Here is a 22,693-nt window from a genome sequence, read left to right as displayed (position 1 = left end):
TCTATTCAATAAAGACACCTAACTCATAACCTGATGATTTGCTAGTGTGTCCTACTTTCTAGCTCCGAATTCTAAATGCTTTTTAAAGCAGGATATGTATGTCTTTTCCAGTTGAAAAACAATCTCCAAACGATCTAACACCGAGTACGCCTACATGGAGTGCAGTGATCGTGATGTCTCTATGTTGCGCGGTTCTGATTGCATCTGAATTTATGCCCGTGAGTTTGCTGACACCGATTGCATTTGACCTCAAGATGACTGAGGGACAGGTCGGACAAGCGATTGCAATTTCAGGGATTTTTGCCGTCATGACCAGTTTGATCATTAGCAAATTTACTCGAAAATGGGATCGCCGTTCCGTGATGTTGGGGCTGACTTTGCTGATGATACTATCTGGGGTCATTATCACTTTTGCCCACAACTCCATTTTATTTATGCTTGGACGGGCAGTTCTAGGCGTTGTCATCGGTGGCTTCTGGTCAATGTCCACAGCTATTGTGATGCGACTAGTGCCTTTCAATGATGTACCAAAAGCATTGGGACTTTTAAACGGCGGCAATGCCTTAGCCACCACAATTGCAGCACCATTAGGCAGTTTCTTGGGGTCAATGATTGGTTGGCGGGGAGCTTTCTTTTGTATTGTTCCCATTGCCATCATTGCCCTACTCTGGCAAGTTAAAACCATGCCATCCCTACCTCCCATCAAGACTCAGCAGATGAGTGGCAATGTATTCCTGTTATTAAAACGGCCTGTGATCTGCTTGGGGATGTTCGCTATTTTGTTCTTGTTTATGGGCCAGTTTTCGCTGTTTACCTATTTACGTCCCTTTTTAGAAAAAGTGACTTTGGTGGATGCAAACCAGCTTTCTATCTTGCTATTAATCTTGGGAATTTCTGGTTTGGTCGGCACTTTTATGATCAGTCAGGTTCTACACAAACATCTATATCGTTATTTAATTCTGATTCCATTCACAATGGCTTTTATAGCAGGTGCATTTATCTTATTTGGCCATCATGTCTGGATCATTGCAGCATTGATGGCTTTATGGGGACTAATTGGAACATCCGCACCTGTAGCTTGGAACACCTGGCTTACCCACTCCCTGCCCAATGAAACAGAAGCAGGTGGTGGATTGATGGTCGCGATTATTCAATTGGCCATTACCTTAGGCGCAACTATGGGTGGCTTACTTTTCGACTGGCAAGGCTATCAGGCAACCTTTATGTTAAGTGCAATCATTTTGGTGATCAGTGCCCTGTTTGCCTCATTTACATGGCGCTATCTGTTAAACGTAAAGTATCAATAACCAGCCTTAAGGCTGGGGATTGCTGTCTACGATGTGGGTAGTATAAATGGTAACCTGAGAACTGGATGCTGTATTCATCCAATACCTTGATTAAACGTCCATTACGCAAGTCATCCTCAACCATATCTTCTGGAATATAGGCAATTCCCAATCCTAGCCGTACAGCATCAACACTGTGATAGGATTCATTAAAGACCCATTGTCCATTAATCTTGATCTTTATTTCAAGTCCATCTTTTTCAAACTCCCAGGCATAAATGCCGCCTTGCGTGGTGAGTCGAAAACCAATACAGGAGTGTTGGGTCAATTCCTGTGGCGACTGCGGCAGACCATGTTTTGCAAAATAGTCAGGTGTTGCGACCACAGCCATTTTGACATCATTGCCGATCCGAACGGCGACCATACCCTCTGCAACTCGGCTACCAAAACGGACACCTGCATCAAAGCGTTCAGCAACAATATCCACCATACCGCTGTTGGCTGTTAACTCAATATTAATGTCAGGATAATGTTGTGTCAGTTGCTGAAGTTTTGGCAGTAAAATCTGTCGAATGGCATGGCTACTGGCATTAATCCTGACGGTTCCTGCGGGTGTATCCCGTAACTTACTCAACAATGAAAGCTCATTGTCGATACGATCGAAACTGGCACTAATGGTTTGCCTTAAACGTTCTCCTGCTTCTGTCGGTGACACACTTCTTGTGGTTCGGGTCAGTAACAGCATACCTAGCCTTTCTTCCAGCCCTCGAATGGTATGGCTAAGTGCAGATTGGGAGACCCCTAGTTTTCCAGCAGCTTTGGTAAAACTTCCCTCTCGCGTCACCATCAGAAAGGCATAGAGATCGTTGTAGTTTTCCTTGGTGATCATATAAAAAATCTGCTTTTGTTATTTATGACTATGGCAATGAGTATAGCTTGAAATAAGCCAATTCAATGCATTATTCATGAATACTACTCATAAGTCCATGCTGTTTTTTTACTCTAATCATTTTTGATAAAACCACATACACTGATTTCAACATAGGTTCTCAGCCTGTTTATTACAATGGTTAGCTGGAAATCTGCTAGAAAACGAGCATCTACATCAATAAGTTTGAGAGCATCCTAATGATGAGTAGAAATCAATATTCTTTTGCTTTTATTGGCTGTTCGATTGTGTTTGCAATTTTTTTAAGCTGCTTGGCCTTAGGGACAACAGCCAAACCTAGCCTCGACCATTATCCAACTTTAGCAAGGGCTTCCAAGATGAAAATTCAGATTGAGATTGAAGGCTCAGAGCAGCCTGTTTTTGCAACATTAGAGTCCTCGCCAACTACTCAGGATTTTATTAAGCAATTGCCGCTTTCATTAAAGCTCAGTGATTATGCATCTTCAGAAAAAATAGCCACCTTGCCCCACAGACTCTCAACCCAATCCGCTTCCAAGGGTTATGCAGGTCAAGCAGGTGATCTGACCTATTACGTGCCATGGGGAAATTTAGCGATTTTCTATAAAGATTCTGATGTCGGTTATGCCAATGGGCTTATTTTTCTGGGAAAAATGGAAAATCTACCAAAAGCATTTTTGAGTCAGTCGGAATTTACCGTTGTGATACGCCAAGTGAAATAGCCACCCGATTGTTATTAAGTGAGATCGTTATGTCCGTCATTCTGATGCGCGCCGAGATAAATTAACTAAAATTTCGAGATAAATAATATATTTTTCTTTTTCAATCTATGAAAGAGAATTTCATTTTAAATTGCACCAATACAAATAGGAAGAGTCCAAACTTTCCTAGTACTTGTTAAAGCGCCATTATAAATCCTAAATCTGGTAGTTTGACCAATGCCCGTTGCATCATTAGCTAGTACATCCATACTAATCCTCTGACCTGAGCCGTCTACAGTCGCACCGCCAACCGAAATACTCATATTAATAAAACCACCTGAAATTCCAGATAATGCTTTAGGGATAAAATTCGTATTTGTTAAAGTTAAAAAAATATCGCCATTGGCAATAGAACTTACTGATGCAACAAAATATACATAAATCAAACCACTAACAATTTTTGCGTACACATCTATAGCTGTAACATTCGCATGTGCTGTGTAATCAGCATTTCTTGTGAGTAGAACCCACACTCCGTGCTGCGCTTGCAACTTCCCAAGCATCTGACCAAGTGTGTCTGCAACCGAAATTGCTGTATTTGAACCCACAGCATAAGCACTAAAAACAACATCAAAGATTTTATTTTGACCACCAAGACTTGAAAATAATCCAGATAAAGCGACTGGGGCAACATCAGCAGATTGCAATGCTGTATCTGCTTTAGCGCCTTGAGCAGCCGTTGCTGCGCCAATAGATGCTGTTGTAATTTGACCAACCAACTGCTGTGCTGTGCCAAGTTTTTCAGCGCCGATATTTGTTCTAGCATTATCTTTCTGAATCTCAGTCAGTGCTTGCGTTGCAATATCAAAACGTACTCGATTGGCAACGGACTGATTTAATGAATCAATAAGACTTTGATCGTTCTGAATTGCTGCTGCAAGCTCATAGATTGTGTTTAAAGCTTCTGGTGCAGAACCGACTAAATTAGCAATCTGCTGATTGACATAAGACTGATCCGCTTTTGTGTCAACTAATAATGCAAGCTGTGCAAGTGCCTGAATATCTGCTTTAGTTAGTATTGCCAAACGATTTTGTTCAACTTGCTGCTGCGTTGTTTCTAAATCAGCTTGATCTGCTTTAGTTGAAATTTTAAGTTCATTTGTCTGAGCTAAAGTTTGTATTTGAATGGTCTGACTCGAAAGCGAATCAAGCTGTATGTTTAATGTATTGACTTCAGTATTGAGATTTTGCTGCACAGTTTCAGCCAATCCAGCAACATCAGCACCCACATCAGCAGCATTTAAAACAACATCACCAACTTTGCCATTCACTGATTTAATCAGGCCCGTAGGATGAGTAATCATCACACCAAATGGCACATTGATAGCAGCTCTATCAATTTTTCGGTTGAGTGGCATTGGTTCATTAGACCAAAACACTTTTAATGCAATATTGCTCATTGTGTTATGCTCCGAATAATCTGAAATTGAATATTCTGCGAATGACGCACGTTCCCACTGATTGAAAGCTTTATATCGAGCTGTGCTGATCCTGCTTTCCACGTTGAAGTTATAGAGACAGGCACTTCAAGCAAAATAAAGCCTGCATCCGTTTCCTGATCGGGATAGACTGTGATTACAGGTGTGGCAATCACTTGATTCTGTGAATTGATGATTTGAGCAGAAATAAGCATGTCATCATTAATCTGCATACCGAGCTTTGTCTCAGTGTCATAAAACTGTATTGGCAGAGCAAAGCTGTCACCGATTTTGATAGTCTGATTCATTAACGCAACTCCGACCAATACAAAATATCTCTTGTGGTTCCATAAATTTGATAATTCGCACCCGCAGGAACAATAAAAGAAAAATTATAAGTTCCGTAATAACTGCCACCTGTTGAATGGCCATAAATTTTATCAACGAGAACAGAATTAACATCTGCTGCAACATACTCTACGCCATCTAGTTCATAACCATGAACCGCAGCATTAACTTGAATCGGCTTACCTGTATCATTTGTATAAATTTCACTAAAAGCTCTTTGAGATGTCATGTCATACCAAGACTGACTTACTCCCAACATATTTAGATTCGGAGCGTTAATTGGCTTATTGAATTGAAATGCACTTGCATTGGTCTCGATATTGACATAATCATGATAAGGAAATGTATAGTTATCTACATGATAAATCTGAGTTAATAATTCATTCCGATTTGAACTGGGATTCTCTGGATCAGGATGCGGATGAAAAAGTATTAATTTAGAATCTACAATTCTGACATCGCCCCCAATATCCCCCCCAGACTTGTTATATTTTCCATTATCCAAGTAGGTATCAGCGTTTTGTCTTGCAACTTGTTCATTATTAATTTGCTGTTGTAGCCAGTTGTCAGCGTCAGTACGCCATGTTTGCTCTTGATCAAGTTTTACCTGAGTAGCAGTTGCCAAAGCATCAATGTCAGCATTTGTTGCAAGCAACTGATAGAGCTGATCACGCACACCTGAATTAAGTGCAATCCCATTCATCTCAAGCAGATTGCACAGTTCTTCCTGAAGATGGTTCATAAAATCAGGTGTGAGATAAGTTGCATCCTGTCCAGACAAGTCAGCATTGTCATGAAAGCCTGTTTTCCCAGCACCATTTGCATTTGGACGGGCATTAATACTGTCAATTCGTTTCATTAAATCACCTCAATGTCATAGCGAATGAACGCTGGTAAGTAGTTATAGATAATGCAGTCAATATCCGCATTAACAGGACTTTGCAGCTTCAGTTTGACTTTGTACCTGAGCTGCTCGGTATTGACTGGTGAAGTGCAAGGTGCGGTGCACTGCATCGGCTTATATGTCACAAGCTCGAAATCGAGGTCAAAAATCGTTAGTAGTTGCTCGATATAAGCTCTATTGAGAACGTTTTTGGTGTTCATGATCCAGTTGACAATTTGCAGACGTTCTTCAACCGTCTGAGCGGCGTTGGTCTGGCATTTAAGTGGCAAACCATATTCATTTTCATACTCAGCAAGTAATTCAGGCGGAATAGATTCCAGAATATTCAAAAGCCGCTTTGCATCCAGATCGGCTTGAGCCAGTGCTTTTGCATGTGCGTAGACATCAGCGGCAATCACCGTATTTTGTGCCGCGTCATAACCGCCCGCTGGCAACAACTGGCGCAATACTGAAGCGTAGATTTTGGTGGTTTCTTCTAATGTCATCATGCTGCACTCACTGATAATGTGCCAAGGCGTAGCCAATAGGTATGCATCCAGTCCACTGTTGGCACAATGTTTGAAGACGGTGTTAGTGTGACATCAGTGACATTTGGCAATGCGATGATGCGAGCAACCAGAACTGATGCTTGATATGACTCAGCTGGAGCAAGCTCGGCAAAGTAGTCTCGAATGACTTGCTCAACCTGATTTAGATTGACACCTACACCAGCAACAATCGCCGAGACTGGTACAAGCTGCTCAGTCGGTGAATAGACTTTGCAATCGGCCCAAAAGCCTGCATATTCATCAAGGGCAGTTTGGGCGGCATCCAACAATGCCTGACTTGGCAACGTAGGTGGATTGCCGACAGCAGTGATTGCAACATCTACAGAACCGAGTCCTCGGCGTTTTGGATAAACATAAACATCCTGCACACCTGTGACGGCTTTCATGAAGTTGACTAGATCAGCCTGACGGTCACGCGACAAGCCAAGCTGCTTACGCTCCAATAAACGTGCACGCCAGTCTTCAAGCTCTTCTTCATCAGAGCCACCACCGATGCTCACATCAGTGACGGTGCCATTCAGGCCAGCTGCTGGACTAATCCAGATCAGTGAACTGCTCGTATTCCAGCTTGCGCCGACTTGATCTGCCACAAAATTGATTGTCGCTGGCACATTTGCAATCAAGACAACATCACTTACAACGCTCCAGTAATGGCCTTTGCCATCTGTAACTTTGCTACCAGCAACAATTGTAAGATCAACATTGGAAATTGCTGTACCCGTACCTGAAGCCTGAGTACCACCTAATCTTGGTGAACCAAGTTCTTCAGCATGTATATAAAGGTAAGGCTCATCAGCAGTCGCAATAAATAGCTGTTTTTGAATATATGCCTGATGATGGTACAAGCCCTCAACGACTGAAGCTGTACCATCGGCACGGATGCTGGCATCTGAGTCAAATGGAACAGTTAAGCCTGTTGAGTTTCTGATCTCTTGAACAATCAGCTCATGGATTTCATAGAACGTTTTGATCGAGTACGCCATATCAACCACCAATCGGTACAAAGTATTGAATTGTCTGCTTCTCACCAGTCAGTCGAGTGATTTCAATACTCAGGTCAATACGGCTTTTAATCGTCTGAGTGGTTGAAACAATCAAGGACTGCAAACGTGCAGGCACTAAATCAGCCAGTGCTTCTTCAGCATACTGCTTGACGATCTGGAGCATACGAGGCACATCTTTTGAACGTCGCAACGTGTAGAAACGACTACCAAGATCAGGATCAGCCCAATAGCGGTAACGATGGATATTCAAACGCAGACACGCAGACTGAACCACATCATCATTAAATGCGCTATCCAAGCTCATGAGCACATAGTCTTTTGTTTCTAAATTAATATTTCCCATTGTTTACTCCATTTGAACCGATGGCGGTGGACTGCTGCCGTGTAAGTGAATGTTGTAAGTAACCCTCATTTGTTGCATTGAGCCTGTTTTGTCAGAGATTTGAGCCAATGATTTAATGTCCTTTTCAACCGTCAAACCGCCCTCAATAATTTCAACATCTCCTTTCATCCTGATGCCTGTTTCATGCAGCAAAACCTGATGTCCAAACTGGTCATAAATGCATGTTTCACCCTTGGCAACATTGACCACAACTGCTCCGCCAGTGGTGGCAACCACAACGGATTTTGATGTTTTTCCCTGAAGAGGAATCACCACAACTTTTGCTGAGTCTGGAACAAATGAGCTAAAACCAACGTGCTGAATGAGTTCAACTTCTTGCAGCGTTTCATCTGTAAAACCTTTCAACTGCAATGCTTTTGAATCACCACGCGCCACAATTCCCAAAAATGTTTGGCGGATTTGTGAAGCTGCTTTTTGAATGCGAGAACCAACGGATTTCATCATTGCTGCTGATCTCCCTTGGTTTTTTTGGCTTTTTTGGTTTTCTTCTTGGTTTTGGATTCAGGGTCTTTGTAGATCAAAGGCTGCGCCCAGTCGCCTTGGCGCTTCAGGTTTAATTTTGTGGTTTTGCCTTTCTCACGGGACAAGGAGAAAGTGCGACCCAAAACCGCCCATTTGCCTGTGGCACGGCTAAGGGCATTGGTCTCGACATTGACATAGAAACCAGCACGCCAGAGCCTGCCGTCGATTATCCAATCGTCAACAGTTGCAGTCAGCCCAAAAGCTGCCAGATTGTTGTCCTTAATGATTTTATTAAGCGCTGCGTCCGCTTCAGCCTTGGTCTCAACATCACCAAGCGTCACGATTTTTAAGCGATTAAAGCTGTACTGAGTCTGTGCCATCGCTTCAGACAAAATTGACTGTGCTTCGCCATCCTGACTTAAAACCTTAATCTGACTGAAGACACCAGAAACGTCATTGCTATAGCTCAAATCCAGTACATTGTTTGAGTTATCAAGGGGCTTGATCAGGCGCAGCGCTTCCTGCACCTGATAGGGATTGGCGAATGGATCACCGATACTCAATGAGCCGTCAGGCTCAAGCCATACATGCTGACCCGTCACCTGAGCAGCTTTGGCAATCGCATCCCAAAGAGACTCGCTCGGCTCAACAGAGACCTTGTTCTTCAGCCAGCTATTGTCCTGAATATGTACATCACGAATGACTGAAGCGAGATCACCAGCCAACACATAACGCTGTAAAAGCTCTTCTAGCGTGATCTGGCGACCATTAAAAATAGGCACAGAACAATCAATTAGCTGACCAGCCAAGTCACGGCCAGAAATCTCCAAACCATAACCCTGACGGCTAACAGCCTCTTCAATATTGTCTGCAATTGAGGTCAGGATCACTTCATTGTTATAGAACAACTGAATTTTTGCAGCGCCATGAACGCTCTCTGGCAAAGGCTGACCGTCTTCCCTGAAAAGGCTTAAACTCCAGTTGTCAGCTGGCGTGTCAATCTGGCTGTCAGCCGTGACGCTATCCCAACCGCTGATTTCCACATCACCAATCACCAAGCGGATTACATTACCTGAATTATCTTGCATAGACGGTCAACTCCATGCCAGTCCGCAAAACAGCAGGGTTTTGCAAGTCAGGGTTCAGGCGACGGATTTCGTCAGCACGATCCATGTCGCCATATAAGGCATGAGCCAACCAATGCAGGGTGCAAGGCACTAAAACTTTGGTTGTGGTAATTGGTGGACGTACTTCAATCAATTCCTGAATCTGTAGATGAATCTGGTCAGCAAGCTGCTTGTAGACCTGAATCTGTGTCATTGCGATAAAGATCAGCTCACTTGCTGGAGCGTCATCCTCAACATTGATGCCCGCATTATTATTTTGTGCAGCGGTGGCAGCAGCGATCAGCGCACGTTCGCTGTTGATTGCCTGTTGAATCAGTTTGCGAGTCGCTTGGCGGATAACAGCCAATTCCACTGGCGTAAAACTGACTGTTTTATTTTCAGCCATTTCCTTGCGTACAGTCGCAACAACCTGCTGAGTCACAGCAACAGCTGTGGCAACATGAACCGCCCGCCATGTCTGTTGCATGACTTTTGGCGTATCGTCATCATTCTGAAAAAGCTTTTCAAAACGCTGTACACGCTTGAACACGTCACGCCATTTCGAGATTGCGGAAATATTTGTGTCGAATGTCGCCAGCCGTGTTGCATCGTCTATAAGACCGACGATCCAGTCAGGTGACAGGACATTTTCTATTGCACCTTTTACCGTGCCAAGGAACTGACGGGCTGCACTGATGCCATCACGGATTTTATTGACGAATGAAAAAAACTTGTTTGGATTGAACTGCTGTAGTTTTTTCAGCACTGACTGAAGTGCAGTGACTGGTGAATCAGGAATGCTGAATAATGGAATTGAGACAGGTACTGCAATTGGAATAAATAGCGGACGTTCCTTGTCTTCAGCCTGCAAAAACTCAATTGAGATTTTGCATGCATCAACTTCTTCAGCGACATGACCAATCTGATAGCTCTCAGCATAGACTTGCATCACCCCATGAATAGGGTGAATCAGTTCACCCGATCCAGTAGCGACCAGCGCTGCAATCAGGGCATCCATTTCGATTTTATAGTTTTCGCCAGAAAAAACCGCATCAATACTGATCTTGAGCGGGTTGTTACCCATATCCTCAACAGATGCTTTGTTAGAATATGGCGGCTGTTTGACTGCTAATGATTTAGAGCCAGATTCATTTGTAGATGTGCATTCAAACTGTACACCACGAAAGCTCGCATCTTGCAGATCATCTTTCCAGCCCATAACAAAAACCTCACTTTAGTGAGGTTTATTGTGCGAAAAACTAAACTTTTATATTAGGCGGAAAGGCTTCCATTTATTTTTGACCGTATGAGAGCAAATCAACTCCGTGCCGTTTTTCTTCCTTGGCAGCATGCTGTGAAATCTGGTCAACCAATGAACCACCATTGATATTCACCACAGGTTTATTCTGCTGTGTAACAGTAATCAAGGTACTCAGTTTATTTGACAGGTCTTTGCTGAGTTGGGTTTGTTCTTCAATTTTCTGATTCTGCGCTTCCTGCTGGGCTATCATTTCATCATATTTTGCTTGTGATTCAAGGGCAGCTTGAGCGTTATCATTACCAAATAACGCAAGGGTCTGAGTTATTTTTTCACCAAGAAAATCATCAAATTTCTGGCCTGTCTCTGTCATCATGTACATATTGCGAATACCTGTACCAATGCCATAGCCAACACCACCAGCAACCGCAACCTGAGCTGCTGTTGCCAATGTCCCACCAGTAGCCACTGCACCTGCACCAGTTGCCACGCCAGCACCACGTCCAAGCAAACCACCCAATCCGCCTTTGCCACCAGTGGCTATAGCTGCAATACCAGCTGCTGCACCTAATGCTGCCACAGCGACACTTGCACCATAAGCAGTGGCAGCAAGATTCTCGTTGCCTTGCGCCCATGAAATGACCTTATCTTTTGCATTACCTAAAGATTCAGAAATAGCATCATATGCTTTGGATTGTGCAAATTGCTTTTCAGCCAAAACCAAATCATTTTTATAAAAATCTTTGGTTTGGTTATATGCAAGATTGTTTTGCATAATTCCTTGTGCATCGCCTATTGATGATTCTATAGTTTTTAATTGCGTTCTATTGGTCAAATGAGCTAGTGCTGATGCACGAGCCTCACGATCAACTAAAAGCTTACTAACCTCACTTGACTCAGCCATTTGTGACATCTGCATAAGCTTTTCACGTCTTTTCTGGTTGGCAAGATCATCATTTCCTTTTATTTGTGAGACTTCCGATTTAAGGCGTATCCAATTTTTATTATCAGTAAATTGCCTATCGAGTAATAAAGCTAAAGCCTCGATCTGGTCTATGCCTTTGGCTTTTGAATCTAATGCATATTGATTCCAATCGAATACAGTTTTTTTCCCATCTTTTTTAGTGGGATCACCTTTTTTAATTGGCACAGACTTACCAACAGCATTTGCAAAATCAACAGACTGAAGTTTGTCATATAAATTCTTTAAGTTATTTCCCGCATCATCAGGCGCGGATGCCGTCAACATTGAAATCTGCATTGAAGCTAAAACTTTATTTAGCCCATCTTGTCCACCATAACCAGCTCCAGTTGCAGAAGTTAATATTTTTGGTAAATGTTTTGCCATATCTGGTATTTCAAAAGAACCTGCTTTACCAGCCATAATAATTTTATCGTAGGCCAATTCCATTTGCGTTTCAGGTATTCCATATTGTTTTAATGCTTTTCCTGTTTTTGCCATATCAACCACATCAGCATTAGCAGCAGTGGCAGCTTGATTGCTTAAAAGCAATGGTTTTTTTGCTGTATCCAAATCATATCCACCAGCAACAAATTCTCCTAATGCTGCTGACACATCCTCACGTTTACCACCCCCTTGACGAATAGAATCTTTCACCAACTGTTGAGCTTGCAAATTCAACTTATTGTATTGTTCAGGTGTTAATCTATTACTGCCAGCAGCGGTTAAAGCAATACCAGCCATTTGGCGATCATAATCACGAGGCTGTTGTAAAGCGCTAGAAACAATGGCTCCACCAGCTGCCACACCAGCAGTGATGGCAGCACCTTTTTGCCAGAGTGAGACAGTTTGCTGAGTCTGTTGATGTGTCTGTTTACTTGAAGACTCAACTTGCTTCATCCAGCGTGCAAGCTGCTGTGCAGACTGTTGCTGTTGTTGCATTAAACCCGTTAAACGCTGAACAGCAACTTGCTGAGTCTTATATTGCTGGCTTTGGATGCGGGTCTGGATGGACTGCTGGCGTAACACACCCTCCATCATTCTATTTGTGCGGAGTAGACCATCACTGGCACGGGCAGTCTGTACAGTGGCCTGAGTACCAGCCTTGGCTGTTGTCACAAACTTGGCCTGTGCCAAGCCGATCTGCGTCCATTGCTGATTAATCTGCTTGGTTGCTGTGATCTGCTGGTCAGCAATCTTTTTCATTTCCTGACCAGCTTGCTGCCCACGTATCTGAAGCGTCAATGAAACGGTAGAATTACTATTGCTCATTTATTTACTCCAGACTTGGGTTTTGAATGTTTACGCTCGGTTGCAACATAAGTCTTTGTATTTGATGACGGTGATGCATGAGTATTGTGTGGCCGCCCATGCTCAAGTTTAGCTTTTGCTTTCAGCAGTAAATCTGCTTTCTCAGACAAAAAAGCCAATGCATACTGCATCGGCATTTGTTCAGCATCTTTCAAGTCAATACCTGCCTGATGTAGCAAGACGACTAGCTGGATGGGTTCCCTAAACTCTCGGCGTTGAGCTTTTTTTGCAACTCATAATCCAGTTCTTCCAATTTTTTAAAATTGGCGGATGAAGTATCGTGCAACATTTCGTACGTCAAAGTATGTTTACGGCCTTGATCATCAACTAGTTGAGTTTTTGCCGCCATTTCATGCAATGCCCAAAATTCACCATCTTTCGCACGTTGGCGAACTGCAAACATATCACCTGTGGTTAAATCACTCAGTTCAACACTTTTACATTTGACCGCCTCATCCTTTACCAGCACAGTCATGGCTACAGCCAACACACCAACAACACTTAATCTCATTTTTTCACCTAAAAATTAGAAAGATTCTTTTAAATAGTCCATTGCGAACAGGGTTAAATCACGTGTGGTTTCACCATTCACATCATACGAATCGCTATATTCCACCACTTCGCAATCAGTATATGTTTCACGGAAACCGCCCGTAGGAGACTCAATCGAAATACGAATACCCTCAACGCCATCCCAGTCAACTGTATCTTTACCGTCTGGAATAACGACAGAGCATGTCAGGTCATAGATTGTTATGCCTTTAGTTTTAAATTTCGCCTTGAGTTTGCGATTCATTGTGAGAATGCGCTTATTACCTGTGGTTTTTTTTGACGTGAACTTTGAGCAGTCATATTCCTGACCATCCACGCTCATCACAATAGAGCCAACTGCTTCTTCAGCCATCTTGAAAGACCTCATAAAAACATGAGGCTATTGTGCAAAAACTATTTTCTTATTATTAGGCGGAAAGACTTCCATAAATATTAAAACCTGCTATTGCAGGCTTTAAATGTTGATTCTAAAAGTTAATAAACATCAATTGTTCCAGCAATCACATGCATACCGCGTACCCAATTCGCAGGGATTTTTGCATTAACTCGATAGCGATCCGTCTGATCAGCAGTGACGGTCAGTTGATCCGCATTGTCACGAACATCCTGCAAGATTTCTGCATCATCCAACTGCGTCAGACGTTTCAAAATAATCGAACGAACGTTGCGACGCTGTGCTGCTGTATTTTTGCGACGACGCTCTTTTGCCAGATCAGCACGAATGACTTTGCGTGTATAGTCAATCACCAGCGCACCGTTGATGTCCAGCATCAGGTCATCATCAATACCAGAATCAGGGTTGATGCGGTATGTAGACACGGCACGTACAATCTCTGGCTTGCCATCTGCACCCGTTTCGATCATGCAAACACCGTGATTCAGTGCGGCTTCAATACGTTCAAAGGTTAGCTTGTACTGATCTTCAACAGCAGTGATGCCACCGAGATTGACACCGTCAAACGGCAGTGCTGGATCATTTGAGTCAGCCAATGCAGCAGCCATCGCTGCCGCAAGTTCTGGTTCCTGACCATACGCACCATGATAGCAAACGCATACCACCCGATACGATGTTTCAACTGGCGCTTGTGCCGCAAACTCTTCTGCGGCCTCAACATCGGCAAAGGGAATGACCAAAATAGCTGGCTTTTGGTTGATCGCATCACTCACAGAGTTTAAGTGATCAATCCAAGCCGTTGTTGCTGTCAAGTCAACTGGTGGAGCTGACAAGGCAATGATTGTATGGCCCAATGGGGCGATTGTTTCTTGAATAGACATAATAGAATCCTTATAAATTAAATATCAGATAGAGTGCCTTTATTGTATAAATCAGCTATTTGCACATCTGACAATACATAATCAAATACTGACATATCAGACATATAGCCACGTAAACCGTAGTTATCAAATCCAGCGCTCATTGGAAAATAGAAACCCGTCCCAACCGTTTCAGGAGATGATTCACCGCTTACTGTGCTTGTGATGTCATTTACAGTGAGAGTATATTTCCCTGTCACAGCATCTTTTCGCCACACAACAAAATGGTTTTTATTAAGCATGTCTAAAAGTGCTTCATCCGAATTTACTGTATTTACATCACTCGGCGACTCAGCCAATATCTGACCTCCACGCGAATGTGCTCCTATGGTTGTGCATCTATAGTTACTTTTCCCCCACAGTGCATCGGTCGGGTATGCGTACATCCAGTTGAAATTTCTTATAGCAGTTGGTTCAAACCAAAATGCGATGGTGCATGATTTTTCATTGCCAGCTAATTTCCTAAAAAAATCACCCGCCACAGCATCACTCACAAAACATTCAGCAATGCTTGCAGCAACTTCAAATAAATTAAATCCCAGTGCCCCAGTCGAACCTCTTCTCAATATTTTTTGTTTGTAAGTTACATGATCAACATCATGAATCTCACCATGAAATCCTGATTGTGAAGAGTCATGTACAACATTCCCAGATTCTTCATTCATCAGATAGTAAGCTTTAGGATTTAGCGCCAAAATTGCTGGAGTGTATAAATCTAAGTCTGGCTCTGAGACTTTCCCAAGATTTGCACATCCACGACACGATTGGTTTTGATTGCAGCTGTGATCATACGAGCTGCCTCGCTTGGTGCCTCACCAGTTCCAAAAATTGACTCGGCTTGGGCCTTGTCATAAATCGAAATGGGCATGGCTGTTGTTTCTGGTTGATCATCATTGGTGATAAATAAAACCTTGTGAATATTGGCTGGCAGGCCCGTGCGCTGTGTGTTGATATTCACGCCCAGATAAGTGCCAGGTGTTTTTAAATTAGGAATAGGCATTGCTTAATTTTCCTGTAATTCAATTAAGTCAGACTCGTCTTTGATGCCATCGTCAGGCATAAAATGATAGTCAACGTTAATACGGTGGATATATGCATCAGTCGCTTCCTCTTCACGGTCACGGTCTGAAGCAGTGATGGTGTATTGAGTCGTGAACTCTTGAGAAAGAACACTGATTGACTGGTTACGGGTTTTAGTATTGAAAATGGTTTTAGTGCGACCCAGTTCCAGCGGATCAAGACCAACAACACCGACACTGGATAGATCGCTGCCAATCAGTAGGTTTTGAACATGCTTGAGCATTAAAAAAGTACCAATATCACTACCAGCACCATGCCGCTGCGCCTCTTCATTTCGCATTGAACGAGCACCAACAAGCACAACAAAAGTCACTGGATATACAGTCTTGTTGTGACTTGTTTTCTTTGGTGTGCCCGAACCCTGAAATGTGACCCATATCGCAGGGAATGTATCAACCCATGTCAGCGCTTCATCATCAAACTCACCGCCATAGGTCTTGATTTCACGTATCCACGTCCAGATTTTTTGCTGAACCTGTCGAGCCAAGACATCCTTGATGCCTTGCTCAACAATGGAAAGATCAAGGTCTACCATCCACGACCTCCAAAATCACGACGACCAACAGCAAGGATCACATTGTTGGATGACGTTTCAGTTGGAGCAGCTTCGCCAGCTGGCGCACCGCCCAAACCCATTTCACCCTTGGAAATTGATTTAAGCTTTTTACAGGCATCGTCATAGCGAATCCTGATTGGACTATTTTCAGCAATAGCCTGAGTGCAGGCATGATAACGAGCCATGTGACAAGCAATATTGACTAAAAATGGAGGGATGTCATGTAACGGCAACTTATAGCGACCTTGCAACCAACCATCAATTTCACTGTTTGCTTCTTCAATGGCCGCATTCAGCTTGTCATGGTTAATTACATCCTGATAAGGCGCTTCATTATCAGTGAGTTGAATAAGTTCACGCTCACCAAATTTTTTGATCATCGCATCTGCCGTTACATACATGACCTATGCTCCCGTAGAACCTACAGCCATTTGCCACAGGCCATAACCTGCTGCACCACGCGCTTCAGCACCGTATTTAAACTTTTTACGCATAAATACAGAATCGCTGGAAGTATCTGTTTGCTGTACAAACACTGGCTTCTTACGAGGCTGGAAAATAATGGCTTTCACTGGTTTGGATGCATCATGCAAATGCCATTCGGTATCGGTTTTTAACCAACCTACAACCAGAACTTTTGCCGTACCCTTGTATGGGTTTGGCTTTCCATCTTCAAGACGATCCACTGTCATCAGCGCATTCGCGGTGTCTTCCAGCGCGGGGGGAACGATGAGCAAATTCGGATTCAGGTTCAGTGGGCGACCTTCTTCATCACGCATACTACGCAGCATGGTACGCGCAGCGCCATAACTTGCTTTGGCGGCAGCCAATGTATCAGCGCTTAAAGGTACATTGAGGCGATTCGAAACCAGCTTTTTATTTTTACCCTCACCAACCTCATGATTAGTCGCATAGAACGTTTTACCGTCATAGCACTTCTCATCAAAACCATTGGTCAAGGTAGTGAAAACAAGATCATCCGCCCATTGTTTTGAAGATTCACCAGCCATCTGTGTTTGTGGCTTGTAGATGCCTAAATTGTCGTCTTCAATATCATTACGGTCAATTTCGACAGTTGCCTCAAAATCGTCATTGTTGATGGTGTAGGCATGTGCTGACAGTTGTTTGACAACCTTGTCTCCGACCCATTTCCGCAACTTTGGAAACTTGTCAATCCATGCATAGGTGTTGGATGCACCGCTACTCGGCACCTCCATAGCAACCTGATCCCACTGGCTCGGCGCTGCCTCAAATGCAGCATCGAACACTTTCTTGAGACTGGTTTTAAGGTTGTTCAGCACACGCTGTGCTGTTTGTTCATTAAAAAGCATTGCTTAAATCTCCACCCAGACGCAATCATCAAATTGCGCATCAAAACCCATAAAACGACCAGCGAGCGAACGAGTACCTGTACCATCCGTTTTTGCAATGGTTTGGTTATCCTCGACATAAACCTGAATGCCAAAATCCGCCTGAGTGACTGGATCGGCTGTAGAGTTGCGCACCAAAAACTGCTTGTTGCGACGCACCAAACCCAATAGATCACCATTTGCACCCGTATTCTCAGCACTGTGATCCCAAATGCCTAAACAGATTTGGTCTGCACCACCAACATCATCCGATGCGATGCCATGTCCAGTGCCATCAACCACCGCAAACGTGCCTTGTAAAATGACTGCTGCCGCCAACAACGGGATGGGCATCAGCTCTCCGTCACGAATCTCCGTGACGATTGCAATTTCAGTTTTAGCCATTGGCTGCTCCTTAAATTCCTAGTTGCGCGTCAATTGAGACCGCAATGTCATCGGGCTGGCTTTGTTGTTGCTGTTGACCACCAGAAAGATTTACTGTGCTCGTCTGGCGTTGGGACAAGGCGGCAATTTTTGGCAAGCTTTCAATATGGGTTTTAATAAAATCAGGATTGGTTTTTGCCTGATCCTTTGCCCAGTTAATGGTTGCCTCACCAGTCAAGCGCCCATCACTACAAGCCGCCAGAATGAGATCATCAATCTCTTTGGCCTTGGCCTGAGCTGCTGATGTACTGGCCTGATTTACGGCTTCCTGATAGACAGCCATCGGTACATACTGTGTGAGATCAGGTGTGGCCTGACTGTTTGCAGCCAGCTTAAGCTGGTCAATTGCAGCAATCGCGTCAAAAAGGTTTTGACTATTGGCAGCGAGTGCCACACCAGTTTTTTCTTTAATTTGCTGCTGAAGCTTGCCAAGCTCTGCCAAGATTTCTTCCGCAGTTGCGGATAAAGGCAGGTTCAGCATCCAGCGCAATTGTTCTAGTAACTCATCCATTTCGGAATCCTGTGTTAAATTTTGGGCAAAAAACTCCTGTGCCGCCGCAGCAAGCTTGGCTTCGGGCAACTGGTCTAATGCAGGGGTGTTGGTTAGGGCGACATTAATCAGTGTGGTGACTGCACCAGTGCTGTCATATAAGAACACTGGCGATATATACTTATATTCTCTTGCCTCAATATGGGCCTTGGCCTTATCCAGCCATTCAAAGTTGGTACTACATAATCCGACTCCCTCAATATAGGTGAAACCAGCAGACTTTAACCATCCCGCAGCTGGGGCAGGCTCACCTGTGGTCTTGGACTTCAATGTTGCATGCTCATAGTCAATGACTGTATCAATCTTGCGCTGGTTCAAGGCGGCAACAATCTGGCGACCACGCTCTGGAGTCAATTTCCAGTGTGGCGCGTCATAAGGGCGACCATCAATCTCACTACGAAAGACACCTTCAGGAATCAATACAAAGTGATCTGATAATGCGGATAAGTCGAATGAGCACGAAGCTGCAAGTAAGGTCTTTTTCATGCTGGCAATATCGCATCACCAGCTTTTTATTATTAGGCGGAAAGACTTCCGTTTATTTTTCTATGGATTAAATATTTTTTGCCAGTAATGACCAGCCACCATTCCCACAGCATTTTCAGCTTCGGGTTGTAGAAAACCATTTTCATCAATTGGCAAGTAAGGACGAGCAGGAATTTTGACTTTACGTCCACGACCAGCCATGCCACCAAACTGATGAATCGCTGCATAGTTCTTACTCTGACCAGAACCAGCCATGACTGTTGCCGAATCCCGATCATGATCACCCTGAATACTGGCTTTCAATCCAGCAGGTGAACGCTGCAAAATACCTTGAGGTGTAATGCCTTGCTTGCGATAAATTTCAAGAGTTACTGGTGACAATCCAGCCCAAGCAGGACGGCCATTGGCATGAAAATTCTGCAACGTTTGACTGACGAGCACACGTTCAAGTGTAGAGGTCAACTCAAGCGGATTTTGCAGCCGAGATGCAACAAGCTGTAGCCTTTTTCGCAGCTCCTCATCATTTAAGAAAATACCTGACATATTGCACCTGTTTAAAATTCAAACTAAACTAAAACAAAGAGTGGGCTGAAGTAGCTGATGGGAAAGCATCGGAGTTTATACTTCGTCTATTTGGGTTCGAGTCCCAAACCAGCTCACTTTTTACTTCCAAGAAATTCATAACGCTTACCATTGGTCAAATTGACCAGCTCCTCAATCACAATCGTCCGTATCAAATTTCCTGTGATTTTCTGCTTGCTGCCAGTCTGATCCTTGGCATTGAGTGCCTTGTTGATCTGAAGTACAAGCTTGTAGACATGACCATCACGCTCTACATCAAATACCAGCAAAGGCGTATTGGTTTCTACATCAAGATACAAATCATGCCGACCATTTAAATGTTCAACAACATTTTCTACCCATTCACGGTCATGCTTTTTACGCTCCTTATCAAGATGGCCCAGCGTGTACTTATCATGCACAACCAGAGCAGCACTATCCAGCGCAATATTTCGACTAGATAGAACCTTTACAAACTCAGGATCAAGTGTCCCAACAATACGCATTTCATTATTGGCACGCTTTGGATCAACGCTTTGAATCCATTGCTTGACCTCATCATTGTATTGACTTGCTACAGGCTTATTCTGAAGAACCTGCTTAACCACATTCGATGCGAGTTTAGGCTCAGCCACCGCAGCCTTGTCCATAAGCTGTCTTGTCGGTAGCAACTGAGGGTGACCCACCCAGCCAGCATCAGTTTGAAATGATGGTCGATCTGGAAAGTCCAGTCTTGCAACTTTTGCCACACCGCCATGACCCACATCAACATCATAGACTTGCAGGTATTTACCACTGTCGTAAACCCTGATTTCTTTCCCATCCACTTCGCCATACATCAGCTCAATGATGGTGCAACGGCAGTTATAACCATTTTTGGGTGCTATCGCAGCCCATGCAGGATCAGACTTACGCATTACAACGCCATGCAAGGCTCGATGCCGTGGACGGGTTTTATTGTCCAGAATCGCGCTGTACATCACATACGGAAACAGCTCATTGTCATCCCACATGACCGACTGACGACCAGCTTCATAGGCCTGCGCCATATTGGTCTGATAAATCGTCTTTAAACGATAGGGACTACCAAGCTGTACCTCACGGGTGCCAGCTTCAGTAGTGATTTCCTTTTTTCCCCACCAGCCCTTGGCTTTCATCTTGGGTTCAATATGGGCAGCCCACTGCTTTAAATCCCAGCCATTCTTTTGGGCCTCAATCAGTGATTTACGCACATCTTCAAGTAGGTCAAGCTGGGTCATGTGGGCTACAACAAAGGCATGGTTATGGGCATTGCCTTGTACACGCCACCAATCCTCAGATGGCATGAGCTGTTTTTGCTGCAAATATTCAATGGCACGCTGGGGCGGTTGCCCAAACAGCATATTCAGTAAGGGTTTATCCACGCTTGCGTCCCTCATGGGTAGACAAACGACCCAATACATCACTGGCAAAAATCAAGGTTTCCAGATCATCTTGTAGACTTTGCAGGTCACGATCAGGGAATGCCTCTGTCAGCATTGCCAAGGCACCCTCAATGTCATCTGCCTGTCCTAGACGTTCAATTAACTGGGGTAGCAAGGTCTCAGCCTGCTGTTGCACATGCTGGTTATCCAGTCTTTGCTGCACTTGCTCATCCAACAGATTCTGAAAATAGATGGCAGACAATTCGGCTGGATGTGCTGAGCTGACAGGATTCTGATTCAATGCTGCAAGATACTGGGCAGGCAGTGCCATGCGATTAACTGCAAGCTGGGCTTGTTGCACAACTGCAAGCACAGGTTCCTTATCATCCGCAGGCTCAGGAATGCCCAGCTTTTTATGTCCCCAAGCACGCGGAATTTGAAAGCCGATTTCAACCAGCTTTGGCAATGCCTCACTAAAGACTTCCATATCTTCAGTATCAGTCGTGTCAAAATAAAATGACGGATAGCGATCAGGTGCAATCTCTGGATAGTTCAACTGCATCAGATACTTGATCAGGCAGTCATTGATTGAACGTGCAAGCTGTTTTGCATCAGACTTGACCAGCTTCTCAAACTGAACTTCGTGTGTTTGACTCTGGGCATTGGTTGAAGTTTTACCGTCTGCTTGACTGAGCAACGTGCCACCCACAATGACCTTTGACTCTGTCTGCTCACACCACTTCACCAAATCAAAGTGATTTTTAGTGTCACCATCGGTTGCCGCTTCAAAATCAATGCTCATACCATGCGGGATGATGCCACCCGCATTGCGCCCAATACTCATCACGGCACGCAGCAAAGTCATTTTTTCTTTTTCGGTTGCACCGCTTGGATATTTACCAATCTTGCTTGGCAGGCCGTATGTCTCCAAGAACTCCATGACATCACGGATGCCATAATTCTTGAAGAGGAACGGCCACGCCAGCACGCGGTGCAAACCTGATCTGGCGATATAACCAGACTTGGCCTTATGCTGATGGATAAACCAGCCGAAATCCCAGAAGTCAGCGCCCTCATGCGATCCATCATTCAGACGCAGTTCATTCGGCTGGTCATAAGGTGTCATGAAGTTACGGGGATTTACATACTCAAAACTTTTAGGCAGCCACAAGCTACCCATTTGATGCCACTCAACCTCTTGGCAGGAGTAGCCATGACCGACAGCATCCATTGCATCGAACAGGAACATCTCAAAATCTTTGATGTCGTCAATCCATTCAGCAACTTCTTCAGCAATTTTTCTTTCTGCCTCAGATGCATTCTTTGGCGGATTGACTCCCCACGCTAGACCATTGATGCCTTTCTTACGCTTGTCCATTTCACTAAAGATGTGGCCGTCACGCTCTTCCATATCACAGAAGAGGTCGGCCTGTGCCTGTAAATTACCCTGTTCGGCATTGGTCAGGAGCTGGTGAAGCCGTTGTGGAGTCAGGCCAACAACGGGATGCTCTTGCCACTGGTTCGCCAGCCATGCCACATCAGCAGTCTGGTTCTGCTCAAGTGCTGAACGATCCTGAGTTTTGGATTTGGATTTTTTCTTAGCCATAGCGCAAATACAGTTTGAGGATTTTGCACCATTATTGTTTTTTGACTTATTTAAAATTAGGCGGAAAGACTTCCATTTATTTTTAGAATTTTTAAATTGCTCAGAAAGCGCGATT

27 protein-coding genes and 1 tRNA gene are annotated in these 22,693 nt (G+C 44.0%); 3 read left to right on the top strand and 25 right to left on the bottom strand.

Translation table 11 applies throughout. The annotated features are described in order from the left end of the window. Positions 1-98 precede the first annotated feature (98 nt). On the top strand, positions 99-1,307 hold the full coding sequence (locus QTA56_RS07645; protein WP_267980338.1) for an MFS transporter: 1,209 nt from the start codon (positions 99-101) through the stop codon (positions 1,305-1,307). Here the strand turns inward: QTA56_RS07645 and QTA56_RS07640 are convergent. Further along, the gene (locus tag QTA56_RS07640) at positions 1,270-2,175 is read right to left on the bottom strand and encodes a LysR family transcriptional regulator (protein WP_267980337.1); all 906 of its coding nucleotides are present in this window, start codon (positions 2,173-2,175) and stop codon (positions 1,270-1,272) included. The genes QTA56_RS07645 and QTA56_RS07640 overlap by 38 nt on opposite strands. Before the next feature lie 242 nt (positions 2,176-2,417). Between QTA56_RS07640 and QTA56_RS07635 the strand changes: the two genes are divergently transcribed. Next, positions 2,418-2,915 carry a cyclophilin-like fold protein gene (locus QTA56_RS07635; RefSeq protein WP_267980336.1) on the top strand — a complete coding sequence of 166 codons (498 nt, stop codon included), beginning with the start codon at positions 2,418-2,420 and terminating at the stop codon, positions 2,913-2,915. A 125-nt stretch (positions 2,916-3,040) separates the two neighbouring features. Here QTA56_RS07635 and QTA56_RS07630 read toward each other — a convergent pair whose 3' ends face one another. The 22 genes from QTA56_RS07630 to QTA56_RS07525 form a co-directional block, all read right to left on the bottom strand. Next, complete coding sequence (locus QTA56_RS07630; RefSeq protein WP_267980335.1) at positions 3,041-4,354, bottom strand: hypothetical protein; 1,314 nt, start codon at positions 4,352-4,354, stop codon at positions 3,041-3,043. Then, positions 4,351-4,680, bottom strand: a complete 330-nt coding sequence (locus tag QTA56_RS07625; protein ID WP_267980334.1) for a hypothetical protein — start codon at positions 4,678-4,680, stop codon at positions 4,351-4,353. The genes QTA56_RS07630 and QTA56_RS07625 overlap by 4 nt, the downstream gene beginning before the upstream one ends. Continuing rightward, positions 4,680-5,579 carry a hypothetical protein gene (locus QTA56_RS07620; RefSeq protein WP_267980333.1) on the bottom strand — a complete coding sequence of 300 codons (900 nt, stop codon included), beginning with the start codon at positions 5,577-5,579 and terminating at the stop codon, positions 4,680-4,682. The genes QTA56_RS07625 and QTA56_RS07620 overlap by 1 nt, the downstream gene beginning before the upstream one ends. Further along, positions 5,579-6,109 carry a hypothetical protein gene (locus QTA56_RS07615; protein ID WP_267980574.1) on the bottom strand — a complete coding sequence of 177 codons (531 nt, stop codon included), beginning with the start codon at positions 6,107-6,109 and terminating at the stop codon, positions 5,579-5,581. The genes QTA56_RS07620 and QTA56_RS07615 overlap by 1 nt, the downstream gene beginning before the upstream one ends. Beyond that, positions 6,109-7,155 (bottom strand): baseplate J/gp47 family protein, encoded by a 1,047-nt coding sequence (locus QTA56_RS07610; protein ID WP_267980332.1) that lies wholly within the window; start codon positions 7,153-7,155, stop codon positions 6,109-6,111. Before QTA56_RS07610 ends, QTA56_RS07615 begins: the two co-directional genes overlap by 1 nt. A gap of 1 nt (position 7,156) precedes the next feature. Next, positions 7,157-7,519, bottom strand: coding sequence for a phage GP46 family protein (locus QTA56_RS07605; protein WP_267980331.1), 363 nt, complete (start codon positions 7,517-7,519; stop codon positions 7,157-7,159). A 3-nt stretch (positions 7,520-7,522) separates the two neighbouring features. After that, positions 7,523-8,023 (bottom strand): phage baseplate assembly protein domain-containing protein, encoded by a 501-nt coding sequence (locus QTA56_RS07600; RefSeq protein WP_267980330.1) that lies wholly within the window; start codon positions 8,021-8,023, stop codon positions 7,523-7,525. Further along, a complete protein-coding gene (locus QTA56_RS07595; RefSeq protein WP_267980329.1) occupies positions 8,020-9,129 on the bottom strand; it encodes a phage baseplate assembly protein in 1,110 nt (369 codons plus the stop codon). Before QTA56_RS07595 ends, QTA56_RS07600 begins: the two co-directional genes overlap by 4 nt. Beyond that, positions 9,119-10,366: a DNA circularization N-terminal domain-containing protein gene (locus QTA56_RS07590; RefSeq protein WP_267980328.1), complete on the bottom strand. Its 1,248-nt coding sequence runs from the start codon at positions 10,364-10,366 to the stop codon at positions 9,119-9,121. Before QTA56_RS07590 ends, QTA56_RS07595 begins: the two co-directional genes overlap by 11 nt. A 73-nt stretch (positions 10,367-10,439) precedes the next feature. Continuing rightward, a complete protein-coding gene (locus tag QTA56_RS07585) occupies positions 10,440-12,638 on the bottom strand; it encodes a phage tail tape measure protein (RefSeq protein ID WP_267980327.1) in 2,199 nt (732 codons plus the stop codon). After that, positions 12,635-12,832, bottom strand: coding sequence for a hypothetical protein (locus tag QTA56_RS07580; protein WP_267980326.1), 198 nt, complete (start codon positions 12,830-12,832; stop codon positions 12,635-12,637). Before QTA56_RS07580 ends, QTA56_RS07585 begins: the two co-directional genes overlap by 4 nt. Positions 12,833-12,861: 29 nt before the next feature. Continuing rightward, entirely contained in the window at positions 12,862-13,188 is a 327-nt protein-coding gene (locus tag QTA56_RS07575) for a hypothetical protein (protein WP_267980325.1), read from the bottom strand. Between the two features lie 15 nt (positions 13,189-13,203). Beyond that, complete coding sequence (locus QTA56_RS07570; RefSeq protein ID WP_267980324.1) at positions 13,204-13,581, bottom strand: hypothetical protein; 378 nt, start codon at positions 13,579-13,581, stop codon at positions 13,204-13,206. A gap of 122 nt (positions 13,582-13,703) precedes the next feature. Next, on the bottom strand, positions 13,704-14,504 hold the full coding sequence (locus QTA56_RS07565) for a phage tail sheath C-terminal domain-containing protein (protein ID WP_267980323.1): 801 nt from the start codon (positions 14,502-14,504) through the stop codon (positions 13,704-13,706). Positions 14,505-14,521: 17 nt separating this feature from the next. After that, on the bottom strand, positions 14,522-15,208 hold the full coding sequence (locus QTA56_RS07560; protein WP_267980322.1) for a hypothetical protein: 687 nt from the start codon (positions 15,206-15,208) through the stop codon (positions 14,522-14,524). 50 nt (positions 15,209-15,258) lie between these two features. Then, positions 15,259-15,543, bottom strand: a complete 285-nt coding sequence (locus tag QTA56_RS07555; RefSeq protein ID WP_267980321.1) for a hypothetical protein — start codon at positions 15,541-15,543, stop codon at positions 15,259-15,261. 3 nt (positions 15,544-15,546) lie between these two features. Continuing rightward, positions 15,547-16,158, bottom strand: coding sequence for a phage protein Gp37 (locus QTA56_RS07550; RefSeq protein WP_267980320.1), 612 nt, complete (start codon positions 16,156-16,158; stop codon positions 15,547-15,549). Continuing rightward, the gene (locus tag QTA56_RS07545; protein ID WP_267980319.1) at positions 16,152-16,580 is read right to left on the bottom strand and encodes a gp436 family protein; all 429 of its coding nucleotides are present in this window, start codon (positions 16,578-16,580) and stop codon (positions 16,152-16,154) included. Before QTA56_RS07545 ends, QTA56_RS07550 begins: the two co-directional genes overlap by 7 nt. 3 nt (positions 16,581-16,583) lie before the next feature. Next, positions 16,584-17,510 (bottom strand): Mu-like prophage major head subunit gpT family protein, encoded by a 927-nt coding sequence (locus QTA56_RS07540; RefSeq protein WP_004759766.1) that lies wholly within the window; start codon positions 17,508-17,510, stop codon positions 16,584-16,586. Between the two features lie 3 nt (positions 17,511-17,513). After that, the gene (locus tag QTA56_RS07535; RefSeq protein ID WP_267980318.1) at positions 17,514-17,933 is read right to left on the bottom strand and encodes a hypothetical protein; all 420 of its coding nucleotides are present in this window, start codon (positions 17,931-17,933) and stop codon (positions 17,514-17,516) included. Positions 17,934-17,943: 10 nt separating this feature from the next. Next, positions 17,944-19,008, bottom strand: coding sequence for a phage protease (locus QTA56_RS07530; RefSeq protein ID WP_267980317.1), 1,065 nt, complete (start codon positions 19,006-19,008; stop codon positions 17,944-17,946). Between the two features lie 60 nt (positions 19,009-19,068). After that, complete coding sequence (locus QTA56_RS07525) at positions 19,069-19,551, bottom strand: phage virion morphogenesis protein (protein WP_267980316.1); 483 nt, start codon at positions 19,549-19,551, stop codon at positions 19,069-19,071. Positions 19,552-19,593: 42 nt separating this feature from the next. Here QTA56_RS07525 and QTA56_RS07520 point away from each other — a divergent pair. Further along, positions 19,594-19,667: transfer RNA gene (locus tag QTA56_RS07520), tRNA-Ile, on the top strand. On the opposite strand, the gene QTA56_RS07515 is transcribed toward QTA56_RS07520, so the two are convergent. Both QTA56_RS07515 and QTA56_RS07510 read right to left on the bottom strand, forming a co-directional pair. Next, entirely contained in the window at positions 19,665-20,972 is a 1,308-nt protein-coding gene (locus QTA56_RS07515; protein WP_267980315.1) for a phage head morphogenesis protein, read from the bottom strand. The genes QTA56_RS07520 and QTA56_RS07515 overlap by 3 nt on opposite strands. Further along, a complete protein-coding gene (locus tag QTA56_RS07510) occupies positions 20,965-22,578 on the bottom strand; it encodes a DUF935 domain-containing protein (protein ID WP_267980314.1) in 1,614 nt (537 codons plus the stop codon). Before QTA56_RS07510 ends, QTA56_RS07515 begins: the two co-directional genes overlap by 8 nt. Positions 22,579-22,693: the final 115 nt, after the last annotated feature.

It is taken from the genome of Acinetobacter thutiue, assembly GCF_030385805.1.
GTDB classification, from domain to species: Bacteria; Pseudomonadota; Gammaproteobacteria; order Pseudomonadales; family Moraxellaceae; genus Acinetobacter; species Acinetobacter corruptisaponis.
This window is presented reverse-complemented; position numbering and strand designations above follow the sequence as displayed.